General features: G+C 63.0%; 17 protein-coding genes. 2 read left to right on the top strand and 15 right to left on the bottom strand.

Annotated elements, in window-relative coordinates:
* Nucleotides 1-71: 71 nt before the first annotated feature.
* Nucleotides 72-1,436: a formimidoylglutamate deiminase gene (locus AC0IXS_RS12920; protein ID WP_057410918.1), complete on the top strand. Its 1,365-nt coding sequence runs from the start codon at nt 72-74 to the stop codon at nt 1,434-1,436.
* Between the two features lie 315 nt (nt 1,437-1,751).
* Here the strand turns inward: AC0IXS_RS12920 and AC0IXS_RS12915 are convergent, their stop codons facing one another.
* On the bottom strand, nt 1,752-3,020 hold the full coding sequence (locus tag AC0IXS_RS12915; RefSeq protein ID WP_081021877.1) for an MFS transporter: 1,269 nt from the start codon (nt 3,018-3,020) through the stop codon (nt 1,752-1,754).
* A gap of 117 nt (nt 3,021-3,137) precedes the next feature.
* On the opposite strand from AC0IXS_RS12915, the gene AC0IXS_RS12910 reads away from it, so the two are divergent.
* On the top strand, nt 3,138-4,022 hold the full coding sequence (locus AC0IXS_RS12910) for a LysR family transcriptional regulator (RefSeq protein WP_025995345.1): 885 nt from the start codon (nt 3,138-3,140) through the stop codon (nt 4,020-4,022).
* A gap of 314 nt (nt 4,023-4,336) precedes the next feature.
* Here the strand turns inward: AC0IXS_RS12910 and AC0IXS_RS12905 are convergent, their stop codons facing one another.
* The 14 genes from AC0IXS_RS12905 to AC0IXS_RS12840 all read right to left on the bottom strand — a co-directional run bounded on the left by AC0IXS_RS12905 (nt 4,337) and on the right by AC0IXS_RS12840 (nt 18,705).
* Nucleotides 4,337-5,563, bottom strand: coding sequence for a beta-ketoacyl-ACP synthase (locus AC0IXS_RS12905; RefSeq protein ID WP_137202694.1), 1,227 nt, complete (start codon nt 5,561-5,563; stop codon nt 4,337-4,339).
* Nucleotides 5,563-6,291 (bottom strand): 3-oxoacyl-ACP reductase FabG, encoded by a 729-nt coding sequence (fabG, locus tag AC0IXS_RS12900; protein ID WP_191957529.1) that lies wholly within the window; start codon nt 6,289-6,291, stop codon nt 5,563-5,565. The genes AC0IXS_RS12905 and fabG overlap by 1 nt, the downstream gene beginning before the upstream one ends.
* Nucleotides 6,288-6,743 carry a hotdog family protein gene (locus AC0IXS_RS12895; RefSeq protein ID WP_122668148.1) on the bottom strand — a complete coding sequence of 152 codons (456 nt, stop codon included), beginning with the start codon at nt 6,741-6,743 and terminating at the stop codon, nt 6,288-6,290. Before AC0IXS_RS12895 ends, fabG begins: the two co-directional genes overlap by 4 nt.
* Nucleotides 6,740-7,936 (bottom strand): beta-ketoacyl-[acyl-carrier-protein] synthase family protein, encoded by a 1,197-nt coding sequence (locus AC0IXS_RS12890; protein WP_471824795.1) that lies wholly within the window; start codon nt 7,934-7,936, stop codon nt 6,740-6,742. The genes AC0IXS_RS12895 and AC0IXS_RS12890 overlap by 4 nt, the downstream gene beginning before the upstream one ends.
* Nucleotides 7,933-8,415, bottom strand: coding sequence for a hypothetical protein (locus AC0IXS_RS12885; RefSeq protein ID WP_191957527.1), 483 nt, complete (start codon nt 8,413-8,415; stop codon nt 7,933-7,935). The genes AC0IXS_RS12890 and AC0IXS_RS12885 overlap by 4 nt, the downstream gene beginning before the upstream one ends.
* Entirely contained in the window at nt 8,412-9,146 is a 735-nt protein-coding gene (locus tag AC0IXS_RS12880; protein ID WP_191957526.1) for a class I SAM-dependent methyltransferase, read from the bottom strand. Before AC0IXS_RS12880 ends, AC0IXS_RS12885 begins: the two co-directional genes overlap by 4 nt.
* Entirely contained in the window at nt 9,143-10,390 is a 1,248-nt protein-coding gene (locus AC0IXS_RS12875; RefSeq protein WP_122668146.1) for an NAD(P)/FAD-dependent oxidoreductase, read from the bottom strand. The genes AC0IXS_RS12880 and AC0IXS_RS12875 overlap by 4 nt, the downstream gene beginning before the upstream one ends.
* An 81-nt stretch (nt 10,391-10,471) precedes the next feature.
* Nucleotides 10,472-12,814: an MMPL family transporter gene (locus tag AC0IXS_RS12870; protein ID WP_449125044.1), complete on the bottom strand. Its 2,343-nt coding sequence runs from the start codon at nt 12,812-12,814 to the stop codon at nt 10,472-10,474.
* Nucleotides 12,798-13,412: an outer membrane lipoprotein carrier protein LolA gene (locus tag AC0IXS_RS12865; RefSeq protein WP_471824791.1), complete on the bottom strand. Its 615-nt coding sequence runs from the start codon at nt 13,410-13,412 to the stop codon at nt 12,798-12,800. Before AC0IXS_RS12865 ends, AC0IXS_RS12870 begins: the two co-directional genes overlap by 17 nt.
* Nucleotides 13,409-13,834, bottom strand: a complete 426-nt coding sequence (locus AC0IXS_RS12860) for an acyl-CoA thioesterase (RefSeq protein ID WP_069145248.1) — start codon at nt 13,832-13,834, stop codon at nt 13,409-13,411. Before AC0IXS_RS12860 ends, AC0IXS_RS12865 begins: the two co-directional genes overlap by 4 nt.
* On the bottom strand, nt 13,824-15,371 hold the full coding sequence (locus tag AC0IXS_RS12855; RefSeq protein WP_471824789.1) for an HAL/PAL/TAL family ammonia-lyase: 1,548 nt from the start codon (nt 15,369-15,371) through the stop codon (nt 13,824-13,826). The genes AC0IXS_RS12860 and AC0IXS_RS12855 overlap by 11 nt, the downstream gene beginning before the upstream one ends.
* Nucleotides 15,352-16,299: an LpxL/LpxP family acyltransferase gene (locus AC0IXS_RS12850; RefSeq protein ID WP_471824787.1), complete on the bottom strand. Its 948-nt coding sequence runs from the start codon at nt 16,297-16,299 to the stop codon at nt 15,352-15,354. The genes AC0IXS_RS12855 and AC0IXS_RS12850 overlap by 20 nt, the downstream gene beginning before the upstream one ends.
* On the bottom strand, nt 16,296-17,030 hold the full coding sequence (locus AC0IXS_RS12845) for a glycosyltransferase family 2 protein (protein ID WP_191957521.1): 735 nt from the start codon (nt 17,028-17,030) through the stop codon (nt 16,296-16,298). Before AC0IXS_RS12845 ends, AC0IXS_RS12850 begins: the two co-directional genes overlap by 4 nt.
* The gene (locus tag AC0IXS_RS12840) at nt 17,023-18,705 is read right to left on the bottom strand and encodes an ApeI family dehydratase (protein WP_471824785.1); all 1,683 of its coding nucleotides are present in this window, start codon (nt 18,703-18,705) and stop codon (nt 17,023-17,025) included. The genes AC0IXS_RS12845 and AC0IXS_RS12840 overlap by 8 nt, the downstream gene beginning before the upstream one ends.
* Nucleotides 18,706-18,707: the final 2 nt, after the last annotated feature.

Below are 18,707 nucleotides of genomic sequence, written 5' to 3'. Positions count from 1 at the left end.
GCCGACGGTTTACCGGATCGCCAAACGTCTGTATATGTATATACAAATTACAGTGATGGGGTATGAAGTCAATGTCAGCCTTCTTTGCCGAGCGTGCGTTACTCCCTGACGGCTGGGCCAGCGATGTGCGTCTGGAGGTCAGCCCCGAGGGAACGTTGACGCGGATTCAGGTCAATGCCGATCGGCAGGGCGCGGAAGTGGTCAGCGGTCCGTTGCTGCCCGGCATGCCAAACCTGCACTCGCACGCTTTCCAGCGCGCCATGGCCGGACTCGCGGAAGTGGCGGGCAACCCGAATGACAGCTTCTGGACCTGGCGCGACCTCATGTACCGTCTGGTCGGGCGTATCGCGCCGCAGCAACTGGGCGTCATCGCCCGTCAGCTGTACATCGAAATGCTCAAGGGCGGCTATACCTCGGTTGCTGAGTTTCATTACGTGCATCAGGACCTGACCGGCAAGCCTTACGCCGATCCCGCTGAGTTGGCGGTACAGATCAGCCAGGCGGCGAGTTCGGTCGGCATCGGTCTGACGCTGTTGCCGGTGCTCTACAGCCATTCAGGTTTTGGCGGACAGGCACCGAACGAGGGCCAGCGCCGATTTATCCACAGCACCGAGAGCTATCTGGACCTGCAGGCGCGTCTGCAGCCGATTCTGGCAAGTCGGCCGTCGCAGCGACTGGGCCTGTGCTTTCACTCCTTACGTGCCGTTACGCCCGAGCAGATCAGCGCAGTGCTGGCCGCCAGCGACCCGCATTGCCCGGTGCATATCCACATTGCCGAGCAGCAGAAGGAAGTCGCCGACTGCCTGAGCTGGAGCGGTCGGCGACCCTTGCAGTGGTTGTATGAAAACACGCCTGTGGATAAGCGCTGGTGTCTGGTGCATGCCACCCACGCCGAGCCTGATGAAGTGGTGCTCATGGCGAACAGCGGTGCGGTAGCCGGTTTGTGCCTGACCACCGAAGCGAATCTGGGCGACGGCATTTTCCCCGCTGTGGATTACATCGCTCAGGGCGGGCGCTGGGGTATCGGCTCGGACAGCCATGTGTCGCTCAGCGTGGTCGAAGAACTGCGCTGGCTGGAGTACGGTCAGCGGCTACGCGACCAGCGCCGAAACCGGTTGTATCGCAGCGATCAGCCGATGGTCGGACGAACGCTGATGGACGCCGCGCTCGCAGGCGGTGCGCAGGCGCTGGGTCAGGAGATCGGTGCGCTTGAAGTTGGCAAACGTGCCGACTGGCTGGTGCTGGACGGCAATGACCCTTACATCGCCACCGCGACAGGCGACGCCATTCTCAATCGCTGGCTGTTCGCGGGCGGTGATCGTCAGATTCGCGACGTGGCCGTGGCCGGACGCTGGGTGATCCGTGAAGGACGGCATGCCGATGAAGAGCAGAGCACGCGGGAGTTTGCGCAGGTATTGCATACGTTGCTGGGCTAGTCAGTGAAGCCTTGAATCGACGCAAGTCTCGTGGGAGGCGGCTTGCCGGCGATGGCGTCAGTTCAGTCACTGATAGATCGCTTCAGAAAAAGCATCGCCGGCAAGCCGCCTCTTATCAAACTACCTGTAACTTACTGAAGAAAATGGATTTTTTTGTAGGAGCGCGCTTGCCCGCGATAGGATCTTACAGACAGAAAACCAGCGACTGAACTGACGCAATCGCGGGCAAGCGCGCTCCTACGGTCTGAGTTTGCCGCGCGACAGCGCTACGTCGAAGACGTGGTGGCGCCTCCCACAGTCTGGTGTGTGCAATGCTCAACCCCGTCCCGCCAGCGGCTGCAATTTCGCCAGCCGCCATGCCACGCCCAGCGCCATCAGCAGCAACACGCCAATGAACAGCCCGATGCCGTTCCAGCCTGCGTAGTGCCAGAACACGCCGCCGCCGGTACCGGCCACGCTTGAGCCTGCGTAGTAGCAGAACAAATACAGCGAGGTCGCCTGGCCCCTGGCGACGGTGGCCCTGCGGCCGACCCAACTGCTGGCCACCGAGTGCGCGCCGAAGAAGCCGAAGGTGAAGATCAGCACGCCTGTGATCACGACTGGCAATGGCGTGAAGAGCGTCAGGCTCAGGCCGAACAGCATCATCACGATCACCGCCCACAGCACGCGGCGACGGCCCAGGCGGTCAGCCAGTGAGCCAACCTTTGCCGAGCTGTAGATGCCGGACAGGTACACCACCGAGAACACGCCCACCACAGCCTGACTCAGGTGATACGGTTCGCTCAGCAAGCGATAGGCGATGTAGTTGAAGAGCGTGACGAACGCGCCCATCAGCAGGAAAGCGGTCAGAAACAGCAGCGGCAAACCCTTGTCGCGGAACTGCACAACAAAACCATCCAGCAGGCTGCGCGGATGCAGCGAGCGGGCGCGGAAGTTGCGCGACTCGGGCAGGATTCGCCAGAACACCGCCGCTGCAATCAGCGCCAGACCGCCGACCACCAGCATCGCGGCGTGCCAGCTCACATAATCGATCATCACGCCGACGATCAATCGCCCGCTCATGCCGCCCACCGCGCTGCCACCGATATACAGCCCCATCGCCAGCCCCAGGTGCGTGGGGTGTATCTCTTCGCTGAGGTAGGTCATGGCCACCGCCGCCAGGCCACTGAGCGACAGCCCGACCAGCGCCCGGGTGACGAGTACGCCTTCCCAACTCGGCATCAACGCACTGGCGATGGTGAACAGCGAGGCGCAGAACAACGCCATGACCATCACCGACTTGCGTCCCAGTCGGTCGGAAACCGGACCGGTGATCAGCAGGCCGATGGCGAGCATGGCCGTAGCGACCGAAAGGATCAGGCTGCTCTGGGCGGCGGTGATGGAAAACTCCTGCGACAGCATCGGCATCATCGGTTGCACGCAGTACAGCAGGGTGAACGTCGAGAAGCCGCCTGCGAACAAGGCCAGCGCCGTGCGCTTGAACAGCGGCGTGTTTTTTTCGATGTAGCTGTCACCCAGCGGGACCGACGACTCGGCAGACAGGGTGTTTGACTTGATGGTGGATGGAGCGGCGGCAGGGTTCACGGTCAACCTCGGAGCACGGTTCGGGCAGGCAATGAAAAAATCATATAGCTGGCTAATGATTCAATCCAATATATTGTTCGACCTGTTTGATACGTAAAACGACTTGATTGAGGCTGTATGGAACTGCGCCATCTGCGTTACTTCATCGCCGTGGCCGAGGAGCTGCATTTCGGCCGTGCCGCTCAGGTGCTGGGCATTTCCCAGCCGCCGCTGAGCCAGCAGATTCAGGCGCTGGAGCAGGAGCTGGGTACGCGCCTGTTCGACCGCACCAATCGGCGTGTCGAGTTGAGTGAGTCAGGCCGATTGTTTCTCGACGAAGCGCGTCTGGTGCTGGCGCAGGTGGACAAGGCCGCTGACGTGGCCCGGCGTGCGCAACTGGGGCAATTGGGCGAGCTAAAGGTCGGGTTCACGTCTTCCGCGCCGCTGACGTCGAATATTCCCGAGGCGATCTTTGCCTTTCGCCAGGCGTACCCGCAGGTGCATCTGGACCTGACTGAGATGACCAGCCAGCAGGTCGCAGCGGGGCTGGAGGACAAGAGCATTCAAGTGGGCATCATGCGGCCGCTGGAATTGCCTGATTCTCTGGAAGTGTTCGAGCTGCTGAACGAACCCCTGATCGCGATCATGCGGGCCGATCATCCGTTGGCGGCGGGCAGTGAAGACGGGATCTACATGGCAGCGCTGGCGGCGGAGCCGTTCGTGTTCTTTCCGAGGACCTACGGCAGCGGGATCTATGGCCAGATCCTGAGCCTGGCCCGCGCGGCTGGCTTCAACCCGTTGATCACCCAGGAAGCGGGCGAGCCCATGACCATGATCGGTCTGGTGGCAGCAGGGCTGGGTGTCACTGTACTGCCCGCACCGTATCGCCGGATGCGCATCGACGGTGTGGTCTACCGCAACCTGCTCGACCCCGGCGCCACCAGCCCGGTGTGGCTGGTCAAGCGCAAGGACGAACAGTCCGCGATGGCCAGAGCGTTTTTCGAGTTGGCGACAAAGGGCTAGGGTGCTGGAGTAGCCAACACTGATCGTGCCCATCGCTCCGCGTGGGCATTACCACGCTGGAGCGCTCGTTGTTATACACAAATCGACCTGAAGGAATGCGGTATCTGAAGTGGGAGCGGACTTGTCCGCGAATACTGCGTTTCAGACGCTGGATCTTCGTCGGATGTACCAGCTTTCGCGGACAAACGGAACGCCGCCCGGTCCGCTCCCACGGCCGAAATAGTGCCCGCATCCAGATGCGCGTTTCGACTTGTGTATAACGATGAGCGCTGGAGCGTAGGAACGATCAGCATCACGGCCGGAAGCCTCGCCGATCACGCCCAGCGCTTGAAGATCAGCGATGTATTGACCCCGCCAAACGCGAAGTTGTTGTTCATGACGTATTCGTTGCTCATTCGTCGGGGTTCGCCAACGATGTAGTCCAGATCGCCACACTCTGGATCAATCGAATCGAGATTCAGCGTGTGGATATACCGATCACTGTTGAGCATTTCGATGCTGAACCACGACTCCAGCGCGCCGCAGGCACCCAGGGTGTGGCCGAGGAAGCTTTTCTGCGAGCTGAGCGGCATGCGCGAACCGAACAGGCTGCTGGTGGCGAGGGTCTCGGCGATGTCGCCCTGTTCCGTCGCTGTGCCGTGACCGTTCACGTAGCCAATGGCCTCGGGCGGCAGGTTGGCGTCTTCAAGCGCCAGCTCCATGGCGCGGCGCATGGTGATCTGCTCCGGCCGGGTACTGTGTGCGCCGTCGGCGTTGCTGCCGAAACCGACGATCTCGGCGTAGATGTGGGCGCCACGTGCCTGGGCATGCTCCAGTTCCTCAAGCACCAGCATGCCGCCGCCTTCACCGATCACCAGCCCGTCGCGGCCTGTGTCGTAAGGGCGTGGCGTGGTGTGAGGGGCGTCGTTCTTGAGGCTGGTGGCGTACAGCGCGTCGAACACCATCGCTTCGGTCGGGCACAATTCTTCCGCGCCGCCTGCCAGCATGAGCGGCAGACGTCCGAACTTGATCGCTTCATAGGCATACCCGATGCCCTGGCTGCCACTGGTGCAGGCACTGGACGTCGGGATCAGACGTCCGGTCAGACCGAAGAAAATGCTGATATTGGCGGCCGTGGTGTGCGGCATCATTCGCACATAGGAGTTGGCGTTCAGACCGACCGCCACCGAGTTGATCAGCATCGCACCGAACGCCTTGATCTCATCGGTGCTGCCAGTGGACGAACCGCAGGCCGTGCCCATACGGCCATCGCGGATGATCGGGTCGTTCAGCAGTCCGGCGTCAATCAATGCCTGCTCCGACGCGCCCACCGCAAAGCGCGATACACGCCCCATGCTGCGCAATTGCTTGCGCGTCCAGTGTGCGGGCACGGCGAAATCATCGATAGGTCCGGCCAGTCGCGTGTTCAGTTCCGTAAACCGGTTCCACTCGTCCATGCGCCGGATGCCGCTGCGATTGGCGGTAAAATTCGCCTCGACGCTGGCCCAGTCGCTGCCAATCGACGTAATGCCGGACATGCCGGTGACCACCACGCGTTTCATCAACACAGGCCTCCGTTGACAGCCAGCACCTGGCGCGTGATGTAAGCGGCTTCGGCCGACATCAGAAAATTCACCGCACCCGCCACTTCCTCGGGCGTGCCCATGCGCTGTGCCGGAATCATCTTCATCAGTTCATTCACCGGCACGTTCTCGTCGAGCATGGCGGTGTCGATCAGGCCCGGTGCGACGCAGTTGACCGTGATCTTGCGTTTGCCCAGTTCGATGGCCAACGCCTTGGCCGCACCGATCAGCCCTGCCTTGGAGGCGCTGTAGTTGACCTGCCCGCGATTACCGATCAGGCCGGACACCGACGTGATGCACACGATGCGGCCAGCCGAACGACGACGAATCATCGGCATGGTCAGCGGATGCAGCACGTTGTAGAAACCGTCGAGGTTGGTGCGCAGCACCTGATCCCAGTCGTCATCAGTGAGCGCCGGAAAGGCGCCGTCGCGGGTCAGGCCTGCATTGAGCACCACGCCGTAATAGGCACCGTGGGTTTCCACGTCCTGCTCAAGAATTTCCTTGCAGGCCGCTCGGTCCGACACGTCGAATTGCAGGACACGGGCCTGGCGACCCAGGGCAATGATCTCGGCCTGCACCGCTTCGGCTTCGCTGCGGCCGGTGCGGCAGTGCAGGATCAGGTCGTACCCGGCCTGAGCCAGACGCAAGGCGATGGCGCGGCCGATGCCACGGCTTGAGCCGGTGACCAGTATGGATTCAGTCATGCCGGGGCTCCTTCAGCCAGGTAGTCAGCAGTGTTGGGTGGGCAATATACATTGAGGCGCGCAAAGGCGTTGATGTCCGGGCCTGTCAGGGTGCATTCGAAGACACCCATGCCGCTGTCGTCCTGCAGCGACCGCACGGCGTGGATGTTCAGTTCGCTGCCAGCCGGAAAGTGCGCAACGTCGCAGTCGAACTTGCGGCTGCCGAGCAGAAAGCCCAGCTTGACCGCTTCGCCCTTGCTGCGTGCCTGACAGCCGGCAAACGCCGCCACGCTCTGGGCCATCAGCTCCACGCCGACCCAGGCGGGCAGGCTGCCGTCCGCTTCGTTGAAGAGTCCGCCGGCGCGCACGGTCAGGCAGGTCTGGATCTGCTCTTCATCAAAGGCCAGCACCTGATCGATGAGGATCATGTCGCCAGCGTGCGGAATCAGTTCGGCGAGCGGCCAATCGATCATGGTGCATCTCCGATAATCAGGCTGATGTTGTTGCCACCGAAGGCAAAGGACTTGCTCATCAGGTAACGGCTGTCGCCAGCGGCCAGACGTGCGCCCGGTGCAGTCAGTTGCAGTACAGGTTCGGATGGATCGGCCGCGCCGTCCCAAACATGAGGCGGCAGGACGTGTTCAAGGTTGTCGGGCGACAGGCTCAGCCAGCAGAACGCGACTTCCAGCGCCCCGGCTGCACCGAGGGTATGGCCGCTCAGTGGTTTGGTCGACGAGCACGGCACGCCGTTCGGAAACACCGCCTGCACTGCCAGGCTTTCCATGGCGTCGTTGTGAACGGTTGCGGTGCCATGCAGGTTCAGATAACCGATCTGTTCAGGCGCAAGCCGGGCGTTGCTAAGCGCTTGCTGCATGGCATCACGTGCGCCGCGCCCGGTTGGTTCCGGGGCCGAGATGTGGTGCGCATCGCAACTGGCACCCGCGCCCAGCAAGGCGATCGAGTGGTTGCCACCCGCTTCGCGGGTCATGAGAAACAACACCGCGGCTTCGCCGATGTTGATTCCGTTGCGGTTGCTGGAAAACGGATTGCACAGCTGCGGCGACATGGCTTCCAGCGAGGAAAATCCGTTCAGGGTCAGTTTGCACAGGCTGTCCACGCCGCCGCACAGCACGGCGTCGCAGAGCCCCATGTCCAACGCCCGTCGAGCACTGAGCAAGGCCCTGGCACTGGACGTGCAGGCAGTTGAGATCACGTAAGCCGGGCCGGTCAGTTGCAACCAGCTCGCCAGAAAATTGGCCGGTGCACCGAGCTCCTGCTGCGCATAATCGTAGTGCTCGGGGAAGGTCTGCTCACGCAGCCACTGGACCATGCTGCTGCTGGCTTCATCGATGCCGGAAGTGCTGGTGCCAATGATCACGCCGATGCGCGACGCGCCGTATCGGTCGATGGCCTGACGAATGTCGCCCTCGATCTGCAAGGCGGCAGCCAGCAGCAACTGATTGTTGCGGCTGTGTTGCGATTGCAGTGATGCGGGCAACACAGGCAGCGCGTCCTTGACCGCGCCCACCGGCAACGTGCGTTCCGCCACCCAGCCGTCTTCGAAAACCATGCCTGAGCAGTCGCCGGCGAACAACCGGCGAGACACTTCGTCCTGGCCGTTGCCCAGGGCGCAGATCAGCCCCAGTGCGTTGAGGTGGGCGGTCATGGCGTGGTCTCGCTGTTCAACGGGGTCACTTTGTAGCTCAGGCCGTCCTTGAGGCGGACGGTAAAGGCATTGGCCGACTGATATTCGACCAGCCAGCGATTCTCAAGACGGCGCTGCATGCCCTGGCGATAGGCCGTCGGGTAGCGGCTGTTCAATTCCTGATCCGGTGTCATGGCAAACATCAGCGCGGCGAACAGTTCGCGGGCTTCAGGGTTGGGCGGCAACAGGCCGTCTGCCTGCCACTTGCCGTCGATCAGCAACTGACGCGCCTGAGGAATGCCCAGCGGGTCCATCATCGACCAGCGCAGGCCCTTGTTCTCCTGCTGGATGATCAACATCCAGTCCTGGCGCTGATCCGCCTGCCTGCGCTCGATGTGCAACTGCATCGGCAATGCCAGCGTGGGTGCGGTGGTCGGCAATGGCGTCTGGCTGGCGCAACCTGCGAGCAGCAACAACGAAAGAATCAATGCTCGGATCATGTTGCATCACCCCGCAACGGCTTGCGGGCCACCACGTTGACCAGCGTTTCCTTGCGCTGCCCGAAAGGCTTGGGCTTGCGCAGCTTCAAGGCTTCCAGCAGGCCGAAGTCCGTGGCGCGGCTCCACCACAGGTAAGGGTAGGAAACATTGCTGGCCTCGAACTCAAAACCCTGCCGACGGATCATCTCCAGGTACTGCGCGGCGCTTTTCTGAACGTGCATGGGGTGACGGAACAGCCAGCGGATCACCCAGGTGTCGATATAAGCCTCGGTGGATTCGGCGAACAGCAGATAGCCGCCCGGCTTGAGGACGCGATAGAACTCGGCCAGCGCCTGTTCCTGCTCGACCAGATGGTGAAAGGTCTGATGGCAGAACAGCAGGTCGACGCTCGCGTCGGGCAGTTGCAGCGCGGCGCAGTCGCTGCCGATCAGTTCGACGTCGAGCCCGAGCGCGGCGGCCTCTTCGCGGCTGCGCGACAGGCTGTCCGGGTCGGCATCGACACCGAGCAGTCTGGCCGGGCTGAACACCTTGCTCAGGTGCCGGAACGATTTGCCCTGTCCGCAGCCTGCGTCCAGCAACACCGGCGCGGCAGGCAGCGGACCCGTGAACAGACTGCGCAGGTCATCGATGGCGACACGCAGCACCCGGTATTGCCAGATATTGCTGCGCAGAAACCACAGGCCAAAGCGGGTTTCTTCGACGTAGCTGTCGCTCAGGAACGGTCCGTTCATGCATCATCGCTCGTGCAGATTTCCGAGAGCACGCGCAGGCGCCGCTTGGGTTCGCTGACAAACGGGTTGCGCTCGTCCCAGGCGTAACCGGCCAGAATGGAACTGATCATGCGGCGTATGTCAGGCGTTCCGCCCTCATAGAAAATCACGTTCTGAAAGGTGTCGTCGTACCAGCCTTCGACGTAGGCGCGGAATGTATCAACGCCTTTCTTGAGCGGGACGGCGAACTCGGTTTCCCAATCCACCGCTTCGCCGCGCAACTGACGATTCAGCACGCCTGCCGCCATGCTGGCTGAGCGCATCGCGATGGTCACGCCCGAGGAAAACACCGGGTCGAGGAATTCCGCCGCGTTGCCCAGCAGCGCAAAGCCCTTGCCGTGCAGGGTTTTGACGTTGGCCGAGTAGCCACCGATGGTGCGTACCGGAGTGTCCCAGACTGCGTTTTTCAGCACGTTGGCCAGCTGCGGGGTCTCCGCGACGAAGGCCCGCAGGCAGGCGTCCAGGTCTTCGGGTTTGCCTTCGAACCGCTCGGCCGACGCCACCACGCCCAGCGAGCAGCGTCCCTGGCTGAACGGTATGGTCCAGAACCACACGTCGCTGTGCTCGGGATGAATGCTGACGAGGATTTTCTGGCGGTCGAAAGGCGGGCTCTCGATATGGTCTTCGATGTGCGTGAACACGGCCTTGCGCACCGGAAATCCGGACGGCGCTTCGAGGTCCAGCAAGCGCGGCAGCACGCGGCCGTAGCCGCTGGCGTCGAGCACGAAATCGGCCTGCACGCTGTATTCGCTGCCGTCTTCGCGTCTTACGCGCAGGATCGGTTGCGGACCGTCGAAATCGGCGCTGATGATTTCCTGCTCATAGCGGATTTCCACGCCTTGCAACTCGGCCTGATCGGCCAGCAGCTTGTCGAACTCGGCGCGCTGCACCTGAAAGGTGGTGGGCTTGCCGTCGGTGAAAGTGTCGCCGAAGTCGAAATCGCTGTACTGCTCGCCCCGCGCAAAGGCTGCGCCATTCTTCTGCTGGAACCCGGCGGCCTGCACGGCTTCGAGCATGCCCGCCTCCTCAACGAAATCCAGGCAATGGCAGAGCAGGCTTTCGCCGATGGAGAAGCGCGGGAATACCTGACGCTCGACGATCAGCACATCGTGACCCTGGCGTTTGAGCAGCGCCGCAGCAATCGAACCGGCCGGACCGGCACCGATGACGACGACCTGGCGAATTTCCTTGTCAGTGATGGGCACAGGTATTCCTTTTCGGTGGATCGATTGAAGGAGTGGCGCGTGAGGGCAGTCGCGCGGGCGTTATCCAGAACACCAGAACCATCATGGGCGTGGCTCCGGGGATCCAGCAGGTTTCTTCTGGCGCGGGCTGGCCCAGGGCGCGAGCATGAAGCTGAACGCCAGCCCCAGGCTCACCGACAGTCCGAAGTTGCTGATCGCCGGGGTGCCGGAAATCGCCAGCAGCCCGAACGACAGCCAAGTGGTGACAGCGGCCAGCAGCGTGCCCAGCAGGCTCACCGCAGCGCCGCCGACCTGTTCGCGCATCAGAATGGCGTAATCGACACTGATTGCCGTGACCAGCAGCAGGCCGAACAGGCTGAACAGGGTCAGTGGCTGGCCGAGCCAGCCCAGGCTGGCAAGGCTGCACAACGCAGCGAGCAGGGGCAGGGCGACGATGCGCAGTGCGCCGTTGAAGCCGAACGGTACGATCAGCAACAGCACGATCAGCACACACGACGCCAGCTTCAGTTCGGCGGCGCTGACCTGGGTGCTGGCGAACACTTGATTGAGCTCGCCCAGCCGATCCACCAGTTGCACGCCGTCCAGCCCGCCCGCCTGCATGCGCAGCAACGCCGTGCTGTTCAGGCCGCGCAGGCTCACCATGGTCGCCACGCCTTCTTCATTCGTCCCCAGCCAGAGCGTACGCCAGGGTTCGGCCAGCGGGCCTTGCAGCGCAAGATCGATGTCTTGCATCGGCAATGCCTGTAGTTGAGCGAGCTCGGTTTTCAAAGCACTTTCGGGAACGCCAAGTTGCACCAATGGCTGCCAGTATTGCGGCAACTTCGCCAAAGCGGCGCGGGTTGCCTGTTGTTCGGCAGGCGAGTCCAGCAACTGGTTGATCGCCATGTAGCCTTGCAGCTTGTCCATGTTCACCAGTTGATCGAGACGCTGGGTGAGCGCGGTCTGGCGGTCCAGCAGCTCCTGCTGATCCTTGCCGCGCACCAGAAAGAACTGACTGGTGGGCTGGTAACCGGTGATACGTGCGATGGCCTGGGCTTCGTCGGTCAGCGACTGCGGGGCTGCGACCCACTGGCGAATGTCGTTCTTGGTGGTCAGGTGCCAGAGACCGCCGCCGCAGAAAGCCAGCAGCAACACCAGCAAAATCGGCGTGCTGACGCGTTGCAGCAAGGCGGCGCGGCAATCGAGCATCTGCTGGGCCAGCTTGAGCGGCCACTGCGCGGGATGAATTTCGATCCTGCTGAGCAGCGCGGGCAACAGGCATACCGCTGTCAGGTACGCGCCGATGAGACCTGCCGCCGAGAATACGGCAATCTGGGTCAGCGCCGGGAACGGCGTCCAGGCCAGCGCCAGATAACCGATGCAACTGGTGACCAGGCTCAGGCTCAGCCCCGGCAACGTCAGGCGCAAGGCAGGCCAGCTGCGCCAGGGCTTGAGGCTCCAGCTTTTGGACAGATAGTGCAGCGGGTAATCGACTGCCACGCCGATCAGGCTCGAGCCCAGCACCAGCGTCATGACGTGCATGCTGCCAAACACCGTCACGCAGGCGACTGCTCCAAACAGCATGCCGACGATGACGGGTACAAACGCCAGCAGCACGCTCCACCTTCTGAACGCCAGCAACAGCAGCAACAGGATACCGATGGTTGCGCCGCCGCCGACCCAGGTGATTTCCCGGCTGGCCTGTTTCTGGCCGTCCGCTGCGTATAGCAAACCGCTGGCGGCCAACAGTTGGCCTCCTGCCTGACTCGCCTGCTGGCGGGCAGTGGCGAGCAGGTCCGCGACCTGGCCGGGCAGGCGCATGTCGAAGGCATCGTTGCCGGTGCGTGTACGCAGCAATACCCAGCTTTTACCGTCGGCCGAGGCGATCAACGCGCCGCTGGCCAGATCCGGTTCGACCGATCCCTGGCGGGGCAGGCCGTTCTGTATGCGCCCGGTCAGGCCCAGCCAGTCGTCCTGGCTGGGCACGAGGCTGAAACCGGCAAAAGGGTCGAACAGGGTTTGCACCCGCTGATCGATAAAGCCCTGCGGGTCATCGATCAGTTGCGCCCGATCCGCCGCCGGCAGCATCGCGATTCGCCCTTGCAGCAGTTGGTTGCGCAGGGCAGGCAGATCGGCCTGCAGTGTCCACTGTACTTTTTCGAACAACCCGCTGGCCTGCCATTGCTCGGCCAGCGTGCGGGCGAGGGTGATGGCTTGCTGACGGTCGGCGTGACCGACCAGCACCAGCATTTCGCGGTTGAGCGGTTCCTGAATGCGTTTCTCGGCCGTGCTGACCAGCGCGTCGTTGTCAGTGCCCGGCACCAGTTCCATAAGGTTGGCCGACAGCGGCGAGCGGTCGTGCCATTGCCAGGCGGCCAGCGCCAGCACACCCGCCAGAATCAGCAGGAACAGGCGCGGCAGCAGGCGCTCAGTTCGCAAAGTCATTACGTTGCGCGTCGGTCAGCGCGGCGGCGCTGGTGCTGTCGATCATCTTCAGGACCGTGCTGTCGCCCTGGGTTTCCAGCAGTTCTATGCGTTGCACCAGTTCGCCGCCGTCGATATTGATCTGCGTGAACACCTGCTGCAGCAACAGCGAGCGGGGTGTCAACGTCAGGTGCCAGGCGTTGGCGTCGCCTTTGAGTTGCAGTTCGAAATCCCGTTGCAGGCCACTGCTGTCACCTTGCAGCACGGCGAGGAACAGGCGGTTCTGTTCGGCTCCGGCGTTCTTGTTGGGCACCGGCTTCCAGACGCTGGCGCTGCCTTCGGCTTCACGGCGCGCAATGCCGTTGGCGTTGATGCGGTAGTCCTGTTTCAGCGGGGTTTCCAGCAGCCACAGCAGCCCGGCGTCCCTGGCCAGCACGAAACGGCCCTTGCTGATAAGCGGCTGCGGCAGGGCGCGCAGGTGTTTTTCCTGAGTGAAACGCCCTTGCACCACGGCAGACCTGGCCAGTTGATCGCTCAGCTGTTGCAGGTCGAAGGCGTGTGCCAGCGACGACAGGCACAGCAGGCCCAATACGCATAACGCTCGAAGCGGACGGCTCATGGCAAGGCTCTCTCTACGGCATCGATGAAGACCCTGGGCGAGGCCAGTTGCATTTCGTGAGTCTGGCTGTCGACAGCGACCTGAACGGTGCTGGCGCGGGTCAGGCGTTCGCCGGTGACCGCGTCGGTGATCAGGTAGTTGATCTTCAGCCGGTTCTCCCATTCCACCAGATCGGCGCGCACGTTCAGCTTCTGGCCGAACACGGCGCTGCGCACGTAACGCAGCTGGACGTCGATCACCGGCCAACCATACCCGGATTCGAGCATCTGCATGTAGTTGTGGCCGATGTGGTCGAGCAGCGCGCAACGCGCCACTTCCAGGTATTTGACGTAATGCCCGTGCCAGACAATGTTCATCATGTCGACGTCAAAAAACGGCACCACGATTTCGGTGTCGACCTGCAGAAATCCCTTACTGCGCATGCAGCCTCCAGTGTCGGTTGGCGATGTGTTTCAGGCACAGGCGCAGCTCCGCCTCCAGCGCCCGGTCTTCGATGACGGGGGCGAAGTCCTGACTCAGTTGTTCGTGCATGGCGGCCAGCGCGGGTGGCAGCGGGCGTGCATCGGCGGACTTGGTGCGCAGCCAGACGCCCTGGTTGGCGGCGATCAGCGTGGCGGCGGCGACCTGCTCGGTCAGCTCCAGCACCCGGATCGCGTCGCGCGCGGCGATGGTGCCCATGCTGACCTTGTCCTGATTGTGGCATTCGGTGGAGCGCGAAAACACGCTGGCCGGCATCGTGTTTTTCAATGCTTCTGCGGTCCAGGCGCTGGCGCCGATCTGCACGGCCTTGAACCCGTGGTTGAGCATTGCGCGTTCGGCGCTGGCGCCCGACAGGTTGCTCGGCAGGCCGTGGTTGTAACGCTCGTCCACGAGCAGCGCCAGTTGCCGGTCCAGCAGGTCGGCGACGTTGGCGACCAGCGTTTTCAGGCTGTCCATGGCGAAAGCAATGTGCCCGCCGTAGAAATGCCCGCCGTGCAGCACGCGTTCGGCTTCGGCGTCGATGATCGGGTTGTCGTTGGCGCTGTTGAGTTCGATCTCGATGAACGAACGCAACCAGTTCAGGCTGTCGGCCAGCACGCCCAGCACATGCGGCGCGCAACGCAATGAGTAGCGATCCTGCAGGCGATGCAGCGGCGCGGTTGGTGCGTCGATCGCCAGGTCCTGGCGCAGCCATGCGGCCACCCGGGTCTGACCCGGATGCGGCTTGGCCGCGAACAGGCGCTCGTCGAAGTGCTCCGGATTGCCTTGCAACGCCACCACGTTCATTGCCGTGATGCGGGTCGCCAGTTGCAGCAGGTAATCGGCCCGCGCAAATGCGAGGCAGGCCAGTCCGGTCATCACCGCCGTGCCGTTCATCAAGGCCAGCGCTTCCTTGGGCCGCAGCACCAGCGGCGTCCAGCCCAGTTCGCGGTGCACGTCGCTGGCCGCCCGGCGTTCGCCACGGAACATGACTTCGCGCTCGCCCGAGAGCGTCGCGGCTACGTAGGACAGCGGCGTCAGATCACCGCTGGCACCGACCGAGCCTTCTTCCGGGATCAGCGGCAATACGTCCTGATCAATGAACGCCTGCAGACGCTCCAACAGTTCGACGCGCACCCCGGACACGCCCTGACACAGCGACTGCAGCCGCGCCGCGAGCACGGCGCGGGTTGCCTGTGCGTCCAGCAGCTTGCCCAGGCCGCAGCCATGAAAGGTGTACAGGTGACGCGGCAGCGCTTCGACGTGTTCCAGCGGCACGGCAACCACGCACGAATCGCCATAGCCGGTGGTGACGCCGTAGATCACGCCTTCCTTGTTCAGCAGCGAATCCAGAAACCGTGCGCCTTTGGCAATGCGCTCGCGGAACGCGTCATCGCTCTGCAAAACGGTGGGCACCTGGCGGTTGGCCAGCGCCAGCACGTCTTCAATGCGCAGCGCCCGTTCGCCGAAGGTAATGGTGTCAGGAGCGTGGTTCGTCATCGGACTTCCAGAATGGGTAGAAATTGAACCACTGCTGTGGCGCTTCAAGGCAGTAGTGGCCGAGGCGTTCGGCATAGCGCGTGGCCCAGTGTTCGATGACCTGCGGGCGGTCGCTGCGCCGCCATTCGATGGCGTCGGCAAAGGGTTCGAGAATCACGCGATAGCCGGTCGGGCCTTTGAGGCAGAAGAACAGATTGACCGGGCATTTGAGCAGCCCGCCCAGCAGCCACGGGCCTTGCGGGAAGGCGGCGGGCTGGCCGAGAAAATCGACACGCACGTTGCGTCCGCCGTGCAACGGCACACGATCACCGGCAATGGCCAGCCATTCACCTTCTTCGATGCGCTGGTTCAATTGCAGCATGATGGCCGGGTCCAGCTCGCTGACCTGGATCAGCCGCAGGTTGGTCGCCCCGGCTTCGCCCAGCAGACGGTTGAAACGTTCAGCGTGCTTGGTGTGCACCAACACGTTCATGGTGACTTTCTCGCCCAGTTCGGCGAGGGCGCGACACACTTCGAGATTGCCCAGGTGCGCGCCGACCAGCAGTTGGCCACGCGAACCGCGCAGGTTCTGCCGCAGATGCGCCGGGTCGATGATCTCGATCTGGTCGATGCCGAGCCTGCCGTTCCAAACGTCGAGCTTGTCGAGCAGCGCGTCGGCGAAGGCCATGAACTGGCCGAACACCCGGCGCTGGGTGGGGCGCAGTTCGGGCCGGTTGCTCCACTGCGACAGGCGCTGCTGGTACTCGTGGATGCTGTGCCGGGCGCGGCGGCCGAACAGGAAGAAATACAGCACGATGCCATACAGCACCGGTGTCAGCAGGCGACGGCCGAGCAGTTTGACGCCCCACGCGGTGAGCTTCATCAGCAGAAAACTGCCACGCTCCTCGTGGTTCGCCCAATGCTGCTTCGACTTATGTTTTACGCTCATGACCGCCACCGCTGCCAGAGAATGACCGGGAGGCGAACCAGCATGCCGAAGAACAGTTTGGCGTGCATTTTCGAGATCAGCGCGTTGTCGTGGAACAGGCGAAAGTGTGACAGGCCGTCCTGCGGATAGTGAACGCGGGTCGGCAGCCAGCGCATGGGCTGCCTGCGCCATGACAGGCGCACGAGAATCTCCGAATCGAAGTCCATGCGCCTGCCGATCCGCGCGCTGTCGATCAGCTTCAGCACGGGTGCCAGCGGGTAGAGCCTGAAACCGCACATCGAGTCGCGAATCTGCAGCGACAGGGTGTTGATCCAGACCCACACGTGGGTCAGATAGCGCGCATACAGGCGTCCTTTCGGAACACTCTCGTCGTACTGTGGATAACCGCAGATCAGCGCGTCGGGATGCTCGCGTGACTGCTGCAGAAACAGCGCAATGTCCGTCAGGTCATGCTGGCCGTCGGCATCGACCTGCAAGGCATGGCTGAAACCCAGCCGTGCGGCTTCACGAAAACCGGCCATCACGGCGCCGCCCTTGCCCTGATTGACCGGCAGGCGCACCAGATAGACCTGCTCGGTCTGTGCAAGCTGTTGCAACACCGTCGCGCAGGCCGGGCTGCTGGCGTCGTCCACCAGCACGCAGGGCAGCCCGGCTTGACGAACGGCCCTGACCACGTCGGGCACGGCCAGCTCGTGATCGAACACCGGAATGATCGCACAGGGCTTATGCATGCGCAGCCTCCAGCACGATCCGGCCACTGGAGCAGGGCGCGCCTTCGCTGTTGCGAAAGGCGAAATGCAGTTTCGAGCGTTGCTCATCGAAGCGCAGGGTCAGCGTGAGCCAGTCGCCGGGGCGCACCAGTTGCTGAAACTTCAGCACTTCCATCCCCGCAAAGCGCGGTGGCAGGTCCAGCAGGTTTTGGCTCAGTTTCATGGCCCATTCCACCTGCACCACGCCTGGCAGGACGGGAGCCTTGGGAAAGTGGCCGCTGAAGTACGCGAGATCGGGTGGAACGACCAGATTCAGTTGCAACTCGTCATCGACGGTTTTCTGATCCAGCAGCTCCGGAAGTTTCGGGCGCTCGGCCATCAGCAGTGCTTCAACGTCGGCCTGCGGCAGTTTGTCCTGAGCGTTGAGCGGCATCTGCCGCAGCAGCCGCCAGCGCCGAGGCAGCGCCAGGGCTTCGCAATGCGGACGCAGGTGCTGGCGCAGCGCTTCGGTCAGGGCACGACGGCCCTGTGTCCGGAGTGCGAGCAGACCACTGTCGCTCAGCACGACCAGCGCACCGAGTAAGGCACGGTTCTCCTGAACCACGCCCAGACGCGCCTCGCGGACCCACTCATGGGTGACGAGCGCCTGTTCGATCAGGGGCAGCGAGATACGTTTTTCCTCAAGTTTGACGATGCGGTCCAGCCTGCCCAGCAGTTCGAAACGGCCGTCGGGGTCGATGTGTACAGCGTCGGCCGTGTGTTCGATATGGCCAACAGGCAGGTACGGCGAGCGGACGCACAAGGCACCGTCGTCGCCGCGAGTCAGCTCAACGCCTTCGAAGGGTTGCCAACGCTGTTCGCCCTGACGCCACGCAATGCCGCCGGTTTCCGAGCTGCCGAAGATTTCCGTCGGCCATTGCCCCAGTCGCTCATGCAGGCTTTGCGCTGCTTCGCCCGGCAGTACGCCACCGGAGGAGAACACCCGGGTTACGACGCTCAGGCGTGGCCAGTCGAGGTTGTCGCCCATGCGCTTGAGCAGGGCCGGGCTGGCGACCCAGGCGAACGGCGCATTTTCGAGACTGGCGCGCTGCACGTCTTCGGAGAAGGGCAACTGACGACGCAGGAATGAACGCCCCGCGCACAGCGGCCACAACAACCGGAACAGCAGGCCGTAGATGTGCTGGGTCGCCACGCTGCCCACCATGCAGGACTGGCCCAAGTCCGCGCCCCAGAGCTGCTCCAGGGCCGTGACTTCATTGGCAAGTTGGCGCAGACGTTTCTCGATCAGCTTCGGCTCGCCACTGGAGCCTGAGGTGCACAGGCTCAGGCAGCACCGGTCCAGATCAAGCTCTGCCGGTGCCAGGGAGGCTGCGTGCAGGTCGCCCAGCGCTGTATCGCTTGGCTGGTCGGTGATCCAGAGATCCACCTGACCGGCCCAGCGTTCGCGGGTCTGGCTTTGCAGATCGGCAGGCAGCAGCACGCTTACGCCGGCGCGCCAGGCACCGAACAACGCGATGCCCAGTTCGGCGGCATCTTCAAGGTGCACGCCCACTTGCCGGACGCCACGGGCTTGAAGCCCGCCCGCAACGCTCAATGACTGCGCGCGCCATTGGGCGAGCGTCAGCTGTGGAGTGGTGGTCAGCAGTCGATCCGTGGTGGTGTCGAGCAGCAGGTTTTCAAGATTCAGCCAGTTCATGC

It is taken from the genome of Pseudomonas sp. AC016 (genome assembly GCF_979253365.1).
The sequence above is the reverse complement of the archived record's forward strand: the minus strand, read 5'-3'. Positions and strand labels throughout refer to the sequence as shown.

What these genes read in the sequence shown, in the direction of transcription:
- AC0IXS_RS12850 (WP_471824787.1), bottom strand. Translation starts at nt 16,299, where the DNA reads ATGAGCGTAAAACATAAGTCGAAGCAGCATTGGGCGAACCACGAGGAG.
- fabG (WP_191957529.1), bottom strand. Translation starts at nt 6,291, where the DNA reads ATGACTGAATCCATACTGGTCACCGGCTCAAGCCGTGGCATCGGCCGC.
- AC0IXS_RS12860 (WP_069145248.1), bottom strand. Translation starts at nt 13,834, where the DNA reads ATGCGCAGTAAGGGATTTCTGCAGGTCGACACCGAAATCGTGGTGCCG.
- AC0IXS_RS12855 (WP_471824789.1), bottom strand. Translation starts at nt 15,371, where the DNA reads ATGACGAACCACGCTCCTGACACCATTACCTTCGGCGAACGGGCGCTG.
- AC0IXS_RS12905 (WP_137202694.1), bottom strand. Translation starts at nt 5,563, where the DNA reads ATGAAACGCGTGGTGGTCACCGGCATGTCCGGCATTACGTCGATTGGC.
- AC0IXS_RS12890 (WP_471824795.1), bottom strand. Translation starts at nt 7,936, where the DNA reads ATGACCGCCCACCTCAACGCACTGGGGCTGATCTGCGCCCTGGGCAAC.
- AC0IXS_RS12865 (WP_471824791.1), bottom strand. Translation starts at nt 13,412, where the DNA reads ATGAGCCGTCCGCTTCGAGCGTTATGCGTATTGGGCCTGCTGTGCCTG.
- AC0IXS_RS12880 (WP_191957526.1), bottom strand. Translation starts at nt 9,146, where the DNA reads ATGAACGGACCGTTCCTGAGCGACAGCTACGTCGAAGAAACCCGCTTT.
- AC0IXS_RS12870 (WP_449125044.1), bottom strand. Translation starts at nt 12,814, where the DNA reads ATGACTTTGCGAACTGAGCGCCTGCTGCCGCGCCTGTTCCTGCTGATT.
- AC0IXS_RS12840 (WP_471824785.1), bottom strand. Translation starts at nt 18,705, where the DNA reads ATGAACTGGCTGAATCTTGAAAACCTGCTGCTCGACACCACCACGGAT.
- AC0IXS_RS12895 (WP_122668148.1), bottom strand. Translation starts at nt 6,743, where the DNA reads ATGATCGATTGGCCGCTCGCCGAACTGATTCCGCACGCTGGCGACATG.
- AC0IXS_RS12910 (WP_025995345.1), top strand. Translation starts at nt 3,138, where the DNA reads ATGGAACTGCGCCATCTGCGTTACTTCATCGCCGTGGCCGAGGAGCTG.
- AC0IXS_RS12920 (WP_057410918.1), top strand. Translation starts at nt 72, where the DNA reads ATGTCAGCCTTCTTTGCCGAGCGTGCGTTACTCCCTGACGGCTGGGCC.
- AC0IXS_RS12845 (WP_191957521.1), bottom strand. Translation starts at nt 17,030, where the DNA reads ATGCATAAGCCCTGTGCGATCATTCCGGTGTTCGATCACGAGCTGGCC.
- AC0IXS_RS12885 (WP_191957527.1), bottom strand. Translation starts at nt 8,415, where the DNA reads ATGATCCGAGCATTGATTCTTTCGTTGTTGCTGCTCGCAGGTTGCGCC.